Source organism: Cytobacillus solani (assembly GCF_001420595.1).
Taxonomy (GTDB): domain Bacteria; phylum Bacillota; class Bacilli; order Bacillales; family Cytobacillaceae; genus Cytobacillus; species Cytobacillus solani.
Genome location: NZ_LJIX01000003.1, coordinates 1 through 12579, shown reverse-complemented (window position 1 = coordinate 12579; position 12579 = coordinate 1). Strand labels below are relative to the sequence as shown.

The 12579-nt window shown below is 37.0% G+C and carries 14 protein-coding genes and 1 rRNA gene; 2 read left to right on the top strand and 13 right to left on the bottom strand.

The window, feature by feature from the left end; all coding sequences use genetic code 11:
* Positions 1-263 precede the first annotated feature (263 nt).
* Together AN957_RS00085 and metG are read right to left on the bottom strand one after the other, a co-directional pair.
* On the bottom strand, positions 264-1031 hold the full coding sequence (locus AN957_RS00085) for a TatD family hydrolase (RefSeq protein WP_053479343.1): 768 nt from the start codon (positions 1029-1031) through the stop codon (positions 264-266).
* A 488-nt stretch (positions 1032-1519) separates the two neighbouring features.
* Positions 1520-3481 (bottom strand): methionine--tRNA ligase, encoded by a 1962-nt coding sequence (gene metG / locus AN957_RS00080; RefSeq protein WP_281176481.1) that lies wholly within the window; start codon positions 3479-3481, stop codon positions 1520-1522.
* Between the two features lie 616 nt (positions 3482-4097).
* Between metG and AN957_RS00075 the strand changes: the two genes are divergently transcribed.
* Positions 4098-4379 carry a transition state genes transcriptional regulator AbrB gene (locus AN957_RS00075; protein ID WP_053479341.1) on the top strand — a complete coding sequence of 94 codons (282 nt, stop codon included), beginning with the start codon at positions 4098-4100 and terminating at the stop codon, positions 4377-4379.
* A 32-nt stretch (positions 4380-4411) separates the two neighbouring features.
* Here the strand turns inward: AN957_RS00075 and rsmI are convergent, their stop codons facing one another.
* From rsmI to AN957_RS00025, 10 genes are all read right to left on the bottom strand, one after another.
* On the bottom strand, positions 4412-5290 hold the full coding sequence (gene rsmI, locus AN957_RS00070) for a 16S rRNA (cytidine(1402)-2'-O)-methyltransferase (RefSeq protein ID WP_053479340.1): 879 nt from the start codon (positions 5288-5290) through the stop codon (positions 4412-4414).
* Positions 5268-5555: a GIY-YIG nuclease family protein gene (locus tag AN957_RS00065; RefSeq protein WP_053479339.1), complete on the bottom strand. Its 288-nt coding sequence runs from the start codon at positions 5553-5555 to the stop codon at positions 5268-5270. The genes rsmI and AN957_RS00065 overlap by 23 nt, the downstream gene beginning before the upstream one ends.
* Positions 5545-6285, bottom strand: coding sequence for a tRNA1(Val) (adenine(37)-N6)-methyltransferase (locus tag AN957_RS00060; RefSeq protein ID WP_056681651.1), 741 nt, complete (start codon positions 6283-6285; stop codon positions 5545-5547). The genes AN957_RS00065 and AN957_RS00060 overlap by 11 nt, the downstream gene beginning before the upstream one ends.
* A 168-nt stretch (positions 6286-6453) precedes the next feature.
* A complete protein-coding gene (yabA, locus tag AN957_RS00055) occupies positions 6454-6828 on the bottom strand; it encodes a DNA replication initiation control protein YabA (RefSeq protein ID WP_053479337.1) in 375 nt (124 codons plus the stop codon).
* Positions 6829-6841: 13 nt separating this feature from the next.
* Positions 6842-7669: a PSP1 domain-containing protein gene (locus tag AN957_RS00050; RefSeq protein WP_053479336.1), complete on the bottom strand. Its 828-nt coding sequence runs from the start codon at positions 7667-7669 to the stop codon at positions 6842-6844.
* Positions 7662-8669 (bottom strand): DNA polymerase III subunit delta', encoded by a 1008-nt coding sequence (gene holB / locus AN957_RS00045; protein ID WP_053479335.1) that lies wholly within the window; start codon positions 8667-8669, stop codon positions 7662-7664. The genes AN957_RS00050 and holB overlap by 8 nt, the downstream gene beginning before the upstream one ends.
* Positions 8670-8681: 12 nt before the next feature.
* On the bottom strand, positions 8682-9122 hold the full coding sequence (locus AN957_RS00040) for a YaaR family protein (protein ID WP_053479334.1): 441 nt from the start codon (positions 9120-9122) through the stop codon (positions 8682-8684).
* Between the two features lie 26 nt (positions 9123-9148).
* Entirely contained in the window at positions 9149-9478 is a 330-nt protein-coding gene (locus tag AN957_RS00035; RefSeq protein WP_053479333.1) for a cyclic-di-AMP receptor, read from the bottom strand.
* Positions 9479-9795: 317 nt separating this feature from the next.
* On the bottom strand, positions 9796-10452 hold the full coding sequence (gene tmk / locus AN957_RS00030) for a dTMP kinase (RefSeq protein WP_053479332.1): 657 nt from the start codon (positions 10450-10452) through the stop codon (positions 9796-9798).
* Positions 10453-10490: 38 nt separating this feature from the next.
* Entirely contained in the window at positions 10491-11927 is a 1437-nt protein-coding gene (locus AN957_RS00025) for an aminotransferase class I/II-fold pyridoxal phosphate-dependent enzyme (protein WP_056681649.1), read from the bottom strand.
* Positions 11928-12166: 239 nt separating this feature from the next.
* Here AN957_RS00025 and AN957_RS00020 point away from each other — a divergent pair, with 239 nt between their 5' ends.
* Entirely contained in the window at positions 12167-12370 is a 204-nt protein-coding gene (locus AN957_RS00020; protein ID WP_053479330.1) for a sigma factor G inhibitor Gin, read from the top strand.
* Between the two features lie 84 nt (positions 12371-12454).
* Here the strand turns inward: AN957_RS00020 and rrf are convergent.
* Positions 12455-12571: ribosomal RNA gene (gene rrf, locus AN957_RS00015) — 5S ribosomal RNA — on the bottom strand.
* Between the last annotated feature and the right edge of the window lie 8 nt (positions 12572-12579).

The window sequence follows — 12579 nt, the reverse complement described above, 5'->3', positions numbered from 1 at the left end:
TGTCAACTCCTTGGTATTTGCCGTCACGTATGAATGTTACACAAAGGAGACAGACAGGTGTCTAACATTTAGTCGTAATCTTTCTTTCCAAGTAGAATAACCAGCCCCCTCTCAAACTTATTCCCTATTATGCAAAAACTTCAATAGAAAGGAAAGAGAGACTTATCGACATGGTTATCCTATGAGAGGAGAAGGAAATGTAGAACTTCTTAGAAATAGAAAAAAATAGGACAAGCTTTCTAAAAAAACGACAATTTTCCTTATCAGTTTATGCCGAATATTTTTTTGGCATTGGCTGTTGTTGCTTCAGCTACTTCTTCGAAAGAGATCCCTTTTATTTCTGCAATCTGCTCAGCAACTAACTTTACATAACTTGGCTCATTTCGCTTTCCCCGATATGGATGCGGAGCTAAATAAGGGCAATCTGTCTCAATAAGCAACTTTTCTAAAGGGATAGCTTCAGCGACTTCCTTTGGTTTTTTTGCATTTTTAAACGTAACTGGCCCTCCTAGGGAAATATAAAAATTCATCTCTACACATTCTTTTGCCGTCTCTGGACTTCCACTGAAGCAATGCATGATTCCCCCAACCTCTCTTGCCTCTTCTTCTTTTAGAATCTCAACAATGTCAGCCGTTGCATCCCGATTATGAATAACGATTGGCAATTTTACTTTTTTCGCTAGTTGAATTTGCCTTCTAAATACCTCTTTTTGAACATCCTTTGGAGATTTGTCCCAATGGTAATCAAGCCCCATTTCTCCAATTGCTACTACCTTTGGATGGCTCGCAAGCTCTTCGATCCACAGAAGGTCTTCATCCTTCATATCAATTGCATCAACAGGGTGCCAGCCAATACTTGCATAAATAAAATCATATTTCTCCACTAATTCCATTGCCTTTTCAATTGTCGGACGATCAAAACCAACAACGACCATTCGAGAAATTCCCTCTTTTAATGCCCTATTAATCACTTCTTCTAAATCTTCTTTATATTGATCCGCATTCAAATGCACATGTGTGTCAAATAACATCAAAATACTCCTTTTTATCAAAAATTATTTTTACATTACATTTTTATCATTTATTTAACAAATGCAAAAGTGCCTCTCTCCCCCATCGAATAGCAAAAGACATATCTCACGGGAGGGTGTTTTTTTACCTTTTCAGGAGGCTTGGTTTGATACCTTGAAGTCGACCAAAATGCGACGGTTCCATAAAATCTTTCCTTTTGCAAATTGCCGCTGCCACCAAAGCTTTTCTTATCCTGTCTAATTGTCGACACTAGTTTATCCTGTACGCCGTGGGTAGCGCTTAAACTAAAAGGTAACAAATAGTAATAAACTTTCTCTGCTATAACTCTTAAATTTAGTTGAAGCTATCTAAAAATAGTAAATTACATGCTTTTCTTCTTTATTATCCCAACATTCAATCAACAATAAGCTATTTTATAAAAGAAAAACATAGAAATGTTCGACGTAAAATGTTACACGTGAAACATTTCTATGTTATTCACTTTTTATTATTTTACCCTAGAACCTAAAGGAAGAGATTCTGCAATGGTTGCTAGTGATAATTCGCCATCCTTACTTCCTGCTAAAATCATTCCTTCGGAAAGCTCTCCGCGAAGTTTAACAGGCTTTAAGTTTGTAACACAAACCACTTTTCTGCCAACTAAATCTTCTGGTTTATAGAACTTCGCAATCCCTGAAACAACTTGGCGTTTTTCATATCCTAGGTCTAATTGGAGCTTCAGCAGCTTATCTGCCTTTTTCACCGGTTCCGCGTGTATGACTTCAGCTACCCGTAAATCTACCTTCATAAAGTCATCGATAGTGATTTCTTCGCTATCCGGTTTCACTTCTTCTTTTCCCTCTTCGACTTTAGGAGCAGAACCTTGCATCTTTGTTTTGATATATTCTACTTCATCTTTTAAATCTAGACGCGGGAATATTGGATCCCCCTTTGCAATCTTTGTTCCCTCTGGAATTAATCCAAACGACTCAAGGCTCTCCCAGGAAGTTAAAGCTTCTTCATTAATATTTAACTGGGTAAAAATTTCCCTCGGCGTTCTTGTTAAAAAAGGCTGCAATAGAATGGCAATTCTTCTTAATGATTCTGCCAAATGAACCATTACATTGCCTAGTTCTTCCACGTTGACTTCATCTTTTGCTAAAGCCCAAGGCTGTGTTTCGTCAATATACTTGTTTGTTTTGCTCACTAATTGCCATACTGCTGTTAACGCAACCGAAAATTCCATATTTTCCATTGCTTCTTCATATTTTGCTACCGTTTCTTTATTAACTTGAAGCAATTGCTGATCAAATGCGCCTGTCGAACCTTTATAAGTTGGGATTACGCCATCAAAGTACTTATCCACCATCGCTAATGTTCGATTTAATAAATTCCCTAAATCATTTGCAAGATCAAAGTTGATTCTTTCAACAAAGCCTTCTGGTGTAAATACACCATCGGAGCCGAAAGGAACTTCGCGCAATAAATAATAGCGTAAGGCATCTAATCCATATCGATCAATTAAGGTAACAGGGTCAACCACATTCCCTTTTGATTTGGACATTTTGCCATCCTTCATTAATAGCCATCCATGGCCAAATACCTTTTTAGGAAGCGGAAGATCTAACGCCATCAACATAGTTGGCCAATAAATCGTATGGAAACGAATAATTTCTTTTCCTACTAAATGAACATCTGCAGGCCAATACTCTTTATACTTAGAATCATCATCTGTGCCATATCCAAGTGCAGTAATATAATTGGATAATGCATCAATCCAAACATAAATAACATGCTTTGGATTTCCAGGAACCTTAACTCCCCAGTCAAAGGTTGTTCTTGAAACAGCAAGGTCTTCTAATCCCGGTTTAATGAAGTTATTGATCATTTCGTTTTTGCGGGATTCAGGCTGAATGAATGAAGGGTTTTCTTCATAATATTGAAGTAATCTGTCTGCATATTTACTTACCTTGAAGAAATACGACTCCTCTTTCACCTTATTTACAGATCGTCCGCAATCTGGGCAATTCCCATTTTCAAGCTGACGTTCTGTGAAAAAAGATTCACATGGTGTACAATACCATCCTTCGTATTCCCCTAAATAAATATCCCCCTGCTCCAATAATTGAGCAAAGATCTTTTCAACCACTTGCTTATGCCTCGTTTGTGTTGTACGGATAAAGTCATCATAAGAAATATCAAGTTTCTTCCAAAGTTCCTGGATTCCCTCGACAATTTCATCTACATAACTTTGAGGTGTTACCCCCTTCTCTTCTGCCTTTTCCTGAATCTTTTGTCCATGTTCATCCGTTCCTGTAAGATACATAACCTCAAAGCCACGCATACGTTTATAACGTGCCATTGCATCTCCTGCAACTGTCGTATAGGCATGACCTATATGTAAATTGCCACTTGGGTAGTAAATAGGTGTAGTTAAATAAAAGGTTTTTACTTGTTCCTCCATGAAAATTCCCTCCCTAAAAAAAAAACGTAAATACTGGTTAAAATCAACTCTCGAATTGAAAATAATATTTAACCATCTTTTAAAATTAGTCAAATAAAGACGTGAATGAAAATTAGTCAAGATATCGAAAAAAACGTATAGATTTTCAAGTCTCTATATTCGTCATCTTTACCTCTTATATCATCAAAATATACCTAATATTTAGCATTTGTGCAACAAAATGCACATATTATGCCATACAAATAACATTAAGTACGCCTTTATATACTTTTCCAATTATTATTTACATTTAAATATTTTAAATTATCCCTATAAAACTAGTTTTTTCTTCGAATACTATAATACATGTCGAAAAATAGCATTAGATTTTGTCGAATAATATTTATATGAAAGTGTATTCAAACTGTCATTTAAATCCTGTTAATAAATTGAAATTTAGAGGAAACCCACTTATATCAAGTGATTATTAGTAAGTATAAATTTACCAAATAAAATAGAAATAAATTAATTGACGTTTTTTGGAATGACTGGTATTATTGAGGTACAATTAATTTTGTCGAATTATGACGAATCAATGATAATTTAAAAAATAGAATTATATATTTTGGGAGGAGAATATTAAATGAAATCTACAGGTATTGTTCGTAAAGTTGATGAGCTTGGACGTGTGGTTATTCCTATAGAATTAAGACGTACATTAGATATTGCTGAGAAGGATGCACTTGAAATCTATGTGGATGATGAAAGAATCATCCTAAAAAAGTATAAGCCAAATATGACATGCCAAGTAACTGGAGAAGTTTCTGATGATAACCTTACTTTAGCTAACGGCAAGTTAATTGTTAGCCGTGAAGGTGCAGAGCAACTATTAAAAGAAATCCAAAATAGATTTGAATTAGTATAAGAAAAAAAGCTTCTCAAAATTTGAGGAGCTTTTTATTCTTTAATATGGTAAATATGGTAAACCTCTCTTTTACTCATCTGGCGATCACTAGCCGTTTGTTTAACAGCATCCTTGCTTGACATTCCATTGACCGTAATATAATGAGAAACATGATCCTCAATAGACATTTCTCCCCACCAGGCCTCTTCATCCTCGTTTTCTTCAGCTGAAGAACCTTCTATTATCAGGCAAAACTCTCCCCGGACTTCCTCATTTGTTGCCCAATTTATTACTTCTTTTACTGTTCCTCTGATAAACTCTTCATATTTCTTCGTTAATTCACGGCAAAGAACAATCCTTCTATCACCCATCTGTTCATCAATCAGTGTAAGTGTTTCTTTTAAGCGATGCGGCGCCTCATATAGGATTGTGGTTGCTGTAAATTTGGCAAGTTTTTCAAGCTCCTGCCTTTTTATCTTCTTTTGTCTGTTTAAAAAACCATAAAAATAAAAAGGCTGCGGGTTTAGGCCAGAAGCAATCAGTGCGGTCAATGCTGCATTTGCACCTGGAAGAGGGACAACCGTTAATTGTTCAGCGGTCGCCGCTGCAACTAGCTCAAAACCTGGATCTGAGATCGTTGGCATCCCTGCATCACTCACAAGAGCAATCTTCGCGCCTGCCGTTAGTTTTTCCAACAGTTTTTGCCCGCTCACCTCTTTGTTATGCTCATGATAACTTATAACAGGTGTATCAATCTCAAAGTAATTGCAAAGCTTCTTCGTATTTCTTGTATCCTCCGCAGCAATAAAGTCCGATTCCTTCATTATTCTTATCGCCCGAAAGCTCATATCTTCAAGATTACCAATTGGGGTCGGAACCAAATACAAAATTCCCTTTTGCTCCTCATTATTAAAGCTCTTTTGCTGCCACATATATTCCACCTGATTCCTTTACTAGAAAGTCTTCTTTCTTTTTCCTGGTCCACTGCTTAAATTCATATTCTGCCTTTAATGCCTCGCTCTTATTATCATAAGCTTTTGAGAAGACCAGCTTTACCGGTCCTCTCCCTCTCGTATACTTGGCACCCTTGCCTTCATTATGGAGCTTTACTCGTCTATCCAAATTATTAGTATAACCAGCATACAGACTATTATCTTTACAATGCAATACGTAAAAATAATGATGACTATTTTCCATATAAAATTTCCTTCAACTCTGAGGTATATTCATTTTCTTCATTATATACAATAAGCGGCGGCAATATTTTTAAATCAGGATTGCCATCTTTTGTTGCTTCAATCAGCAATGTGTTTGCTTCTTTTCCTTGCTTCGGGTAGACAAATTGAATTTTTTTCGGTTCCAGTCTATATTTTCTCATTAAAGTCATGATATCGAGAAATCTTGAAGGACGATGGACAAATGCCACTTTCCCACCCTGTCTTACTAACTGACTGGAAACCTGAAGGGCATCCTCTAATGTACATAAGATTTCATGCCTCGCAATAGCTAAATGCTCATTCTCATTTCTTTCCTCCGCGGAGGGAGTAGGAAAATATGGAGGATTACAAGTAACAACATCAAACTTTCCATATCCTAACCTATTAGGCATTTCTTTTATATCCCCATGAATCATTTGTATACGTTCTTGAAGATTATTATACTCTATGCTCCTTTTCGCCATATCGTATAGTCTCTCCTGAATTTCAACACCCGTTATTATTCCTTTTGTTCTTGCACTTAAGAATAATGGAATCACACCATTTCCGCTGCATAGATCGATTATCATTCCCTTTTGAATAGGTACATACACAAATCTTGCTAATAATACAGCATCAAGTGAGAAAGAGAAGACTGATGGGCTTTGAATGATTCTCAAATCCTCTGCCAACAAATAGTCTAACCGTTCATCTCCTTGTAAAAAGTCCATTCGCTTGCCTCCAAAACGTATAAATTTCCATTCGAGTAAGAAAAGCGCATGCATCTTGATCATCCGCCTTACAAACTGATAAACCGCTGCGTTAAACAATTCTCCGTCTCGAAAATACACTTTCTTGTCTTTAAAAATAGCCTTCCTTTGATAGGAAGGCCATCATCATTATTTCTTATTTAGGAAGGATAAACAAAACAAGCAGTCTCCTTCTTTCCGCGGACTTCCAAAATGCAGGTTACAAATATGAAAGCCTTCTTGGTACAAACGGGCAAGGTTATCGTAGCCTTCCCCTATATCAATCAGCTTTTCAGCCGCTGACTCTACCTTCGCATTCGCTGTTTGACTCTTTTTACTTGGCTTTTCTACCTCATCTGTGTGCAATTCTAAATGTTGTCTTAGATGATTATTTTCCAGTTTTAAAGAATTATTCTCTTCAAGTATTTCTGCCAAATGCTGCTTTAACTCACCAAGCTGCTGATATAAATGTCCGATTTGGGCTTCCATACTACTTACTGAGTCAAAGATTTCTTTTTTATCCACGTGTTCCACCTCATTAATCTGTGGATTGAACTGATACAGCATCCTGTTTTAATATTTCATCATGTGTATATTCCAGCACTCGCTCCTGTGATGTCACATCGACCTGAAGCACTCGTTCAAGAATATTTAAGCCTACTACTTTTCCAGGTCCATCCGGCGTTTCGATCCATTCACCTACATCCGGCAACAGTTCTTTAGCCGCCTCATACTCATCATTCTCATATTTTAAGCAACACATTAATCTTCCGCATAGTCCTGAGATTTTTGTAGGGTTTAATGATAGATTTTGATCCTTCGCCATCTTAATTGATACGGGGTCAAAGTCGCCTAAAAAGGTAGAGCAGCATAGCATTCTTCCGCAGGGGCCAATTCCGCCGAGCATTTTTGCTTCATCTCTTACCCCTATTTGGCGCAGTTCAATCCTTGTCCGGAAAATGGCTGCCAAATCCTTAACTAATTCACGAAAATCTACTCTTCCGTCAGCAGTAAAGAAAAATATGACCTTATTACGATCGAATGTATATTCAACATCAACTAGTTTCATATCAAGTTGATGCGTACTTACCTTTTCACAGCAAACCTCATAGGCTTCCTTTGCTGCTTGTTTATTTTCTTCAACAATCATTCGATCTTTTTGATCCGCGATTCGGAGGACTTTTTTTAATGGAAGGACAACATCATGCTCATCAACCTTTTTCGGGGCTACCACTACCCTCCCATATTCCACTCCTCGAACGGTTTCAACAATTACAAAGTCATCCTTTACAATCATTAACCCACCGGGATCAAAATAATATATTTTCCCCGCTTTTTTAAAGCGGACTCCTACTACATCATACAAATGAAGACCCCTCCTGCAATTTCAATACAAGCTGTTCCATTAGCAGCTGCGGATTCATATTTGCTTGCAATTTCCTTTTTGCTTCTAAAATGGCTGTCATCTGCTCTGATATACGCCTGCTCGAGGATTGCAAGGCAAACTGCTCAAAGCGGATTTTTTCGTTTTGAAAAACAGCTTGATCCTGTTTGCCTAACTGAATATATAATAAATCCTTAAAAATAAGTAATAGTAGATCTAAACCATAATCCATTTGTTCTTTTTCTTTAAAGTGGAAAAACCATTCCTCCTGAAGGGTTACCATTGCTTCAAGCGGGTTTTTTTTAAGCACTTCATGTAATTTTAACACTATTTTTTGCGCTTGTACAAACCAATCATTTCGACTATATTCGAGTGCTTCATCTAAATTATTGGTAATCTGGGCAAGTATTGGCGCCGTAAAACGATCCACTCCATTTGTTGTAAGCGTTTCAATCATTTGATAAGAAGAAAGAGCCTTAAATGAAATAGTTTGACAGCGAGAAAGAATAGTAGGGAGTATTTGTTGGGACTGTTCTGTCATCAAAATGGCAATGGTGTGAGGATGTGGCTCTTCGAGAAATTTTAATAAACTATTTGCTGCATTTATTGTCATTCGGTCCGCATGTACAATCATGTATAATTTCTTATTTGATTCAACCCCTGTTTTGGAAAACTCCTCTTGCAGCGAGTGAATCTGAGTTTTCTTGATAGACTGGCCATCTGGTTCAACAACATGTACATCTGGATGGTTTCCGTTGTTGATTCTTTTACAGTTTAGGCAGGTTTCACATGGGATATAACCTTCTACAAGGGATTGGCAAAATACACTTTTGGCCAACAGCGTACTTGCCTCACGTTTTCCAGTCCCCTTCATTCCTTCGAATAAATAGGCATGGGCAAGCCGCCCCTTTAATATACTATTTTTTAACATTTTCAAAACGACAGGCTGTATTTCCTGAAGCTGTTCCCATGTTTTCGCCAATTCCATCACCACTTACGTATATATATTGATCAAAAGCCCTTTTATTTCACCGATTTTTCCTAATATATCTATAGAAGATTCTTCTTTTTTCATAACTTCCTCTGTTAATTCAACTAGCTTATTATCAATAGTTTCAACAACTCGTAAAGATCTCCCTTGGCCAAATTGATTCCAGCTATGGGACTGCTTTAGCTCCATCCCATAATCAACAGCCTCTTTCACAAAACGTTTTACTAATGTTTTAAATTTAGCTAAATCTTTAAAAGTTCTTGAACGTCCAAGCCGGTCTCCCGCTAAATTGATATCCTTTAGCAGCTGTTGCAGCTGCATATTTTGCATTTTCTGATCTTGCTTTTGAACTAGACCAGAAAACTTAGCTCCGCCATTAACTAAATGCTTTTGTTCTGGTCTAACTTTATCCACATTCAAACGAAGTTCTTGATTAATTTTCATCATAATCCTCCACGATACCTTTCTATCTAAAACTGGAGAAAATTTTCAATTGGCAATACAAATACGGTTGCACCGCCTACCTCCACCTCTACTGGATATGGCACATACGAATCTGCATTCCCTCCCATTGGAGAGATTGGGGCGACTAGCTGGTCTCTAGACTGACAATTTTCTTTTATTATTTGCAATGCTTTATCAACACGTATATCCTCTGTACCTATCATGAAAGTTGTATTTCCTGACTTTAGGAAACCACCTGTACTTGCCAATTTAGTCGCTCGAAAGTTATGATCCACCAATGCTTTTAATAATTTATTGCTGTCTTGATCTTGAATAACCGCTAATATAAGCTTCATATTTTCAGCCCCCTTCATTGTTCCATAATTATTCCTATCTACATTATACCAATTAATAAGGGAACAAACATATTTAATTCATTGTCGATAAATGGGAATTTTCTTGGACTATAAGAAAAGCGCAAGCACCTTGGTCATCGCCGTACAAACTGGAAGGACCGGTTCTTTCGATAAAGGAAACACGGTGAGCGAGAGCGAACCGATGTTGACTTATCGTACAGAGTGGGCCTGAAGTTTGATAGGCGATAGTGCGGAGCTAGACAATTCTCTAACTCCAAAGTTATACTTTCTTATCTTTTAAAAAAAGACTTTAAAGACTATTCTTTAAGGTCTTTTTCACTTTCTCGCTGAATAATCTCCTTAATTTTCCATTCTGCTTCTCTTAATACGGATTCAATCGGCTGAGCAGCATTAATTTTAACCATTCGCTCTGGATAGTCATTCATTAAATTAGCATATCCTTCTCGAACCTTATGGTGAAAATCAAGATCCTCTAAATCAAGACGATTAACTTCTCGATTCTTATGCTTGTTAATTCTTTCAAGTCCAATCTCTGGTTCAATATCAAAATACAATGTCAGCTTCGGCATCATATCCTCTATTGCAAAACGGTTAATGGAAAAAACTTCTTTAATACCTAACCCGCGAGCATAGCCCTGATAGGCCAAAGAACTATCAATAAACCGATCACATAAAACGATATATCCTTTTTCAAGAGCAGGGATAACCTTCTCAACTAGATGTTGTCTTCTCGCGGCTGCATACAATAAAGCTTCAGTTCGAGCATCCATTTGTGTATTTTTTTTATCCAGAATGACCCTTCGTATTTGTTCAGCTATTTCTATTCCTCCCGGTTCTCTTGTTAGGAGGATCCGATACCCTTCTTGCTCAAGTTTTTGGGAAAGCATTCCGATCACTGTTGTCTTACCTGCTCCCTCCGGTCCTTCTGCTGTAATAAAAATCCCTTTATTCATTTGTTAACCCCCATGATGATTTAGTATAGTAAATATAGTTAGGTTAAATATATAGTTAGTTTCCCTTCTTTTAGATCCCCATCACCTTGAAATCTAGCTCCGGACACTCTTAGTAATTTAATATGTTCGATTGTTTCTTCGCTTATTATTTCCCCAGGAAATAATAATGGGATGCCAGGCGGGTATGGAACAATTAATTGTGCACATATTTTCCCAGTAGCTTCCTCAATCGGGATATTGACTTTTTCTAATCGTGCTTGTTCTTCTGCATTTAATGCTAATCTGGAAATATCAGGATTATTGTACGAACCTTTTCCTTTACCCATTTCATTATAAGTAATTGATTTCAATGCAGCTTGAAAGTGAGTAGTAATTTCCCTTATAGGATATTCCATTCTATCTTTTAATAATGGGAATACAAGAACAACATTATAAGGGTCAGCCATTTCTGTATATATCCCTTTACTTTCAAATAATTTTTGGAGGTCATACCCACTTAACGAGGTTGTTGATTGGATTGTTATCTTTAAAGGGTCACCCATCCCCCCCTTATATGTTAACACCCTGATTTCTTTTAGCTGCTGTAGCTCATTCCGAAATTCAGTTATCTTCTGCTGAAGTGATTCGGCATCCTTATCTGTAAATGTAGCTAAATAGTTTCTGGCTATATCTAAAGAAGCCATAATTGGATAGGAAGGGCTGCTAGATTGTAGAATCTGAAGAAATCCGCTTACGTGTACTGCTGAAAGAAGGTCACTATTAAAATGTAAATATGCTCCCATTGTCATTGCAGGAAGTGTTTTATGTGCCGATTGAACAACGATATCTGCATTTAGTTGTATGGCAGATGGCGGAAAATACTTTCCCCCAATAAAATGAGCCCCATGTGCTTCATCAATCAAAACAGGAATACGTTGGCAATGAGCGACTTCTATAATCTCCTCTAATTCATTAACCATTCCATAATAATTAGGATATGTAAGAATGAGCGCCTTTGCATAAGGGTACATTTCTATAGCTTGTTTAACTATCCTTGCAGATACCCCTCCTGCCACACCCCAATCTTCATCAAAAACTGGAGCTAAAAAAACAGGATTCGCTTTTACAAGGCTGATCCCATTCAAAATGGATTTATGACAATTCCTTTGTACAAGAACCGTATCATCTTCCTTAACTGCTGTCATGATCATTGCGAGGTTTCCAACAGTCGAGCCATTCACTAAGAAAAAACTTTTTTTTACCCCATATAATTGAGCAAGAAGCTCTTCTGCTTCTTTAATCGCTCCTTCAGGAGAATGTAAATCATCTAAGCCAGTAATTTCCGTTGCATCAAGCCTAAGCAATTCTTTATAATAACTTCCGATCTCTCCTGTTATGAGCTTCCCATATTTGTGACCAGGCACATGAAATGACACTGGATTTTGCTCGGCATGCTTCTTTAACTTTTCGAATAAAGGCATTTTTTTTTGATTCATTTATAATCACCAATTATCTTTGTTAGAGTCCCATTTATTTTACCAAATAGCTGTTTGAAGTGATACTATTACCTTTATTCATTAATATTAAAAAGCAGTAAAAGAATTCCATAATAGACATACAACCAAATTATGTTTAAATCATACAATGGTTTATAAGTGGATTTATAGTTGAATTTTCTAAAGATTGTATACAACGATACAGAGACGGACAGACTAGGTGTATGGAGGTGGAGTAGTTGGGTATGCTAATGGCAAAGAAGCATATTGGGGAAGAGTGTGTCATATGCGAGCAAACAAAATGGAAAGGAATATATCTATACACTTCTTTTATTTGTACAGACTGCGAACATGACCTAATTTCTACAGATACAAGTAATCCTAAATATAAATACTTCTTAAAGCAATTAAGAAAAATAACAAATCCAGAAATTTTCTCTTGATGAGCTCCATTATGGGGCTTTTTATTTTCCCATCATTTTTTATAGAACACAAAAAGAGCACCTTTACAGGTGCTCTTTTCATTTGCCTAGCGACGTCCTACTCTCACAAGGGGACAGCCCCTAACTACCATTGGCGCTGAGAAGCTTAACTTCCGTGTTCGGGATGGGAACGGGTGTGGCCTTCTCGCCATCGTCACTAGACCTATTTA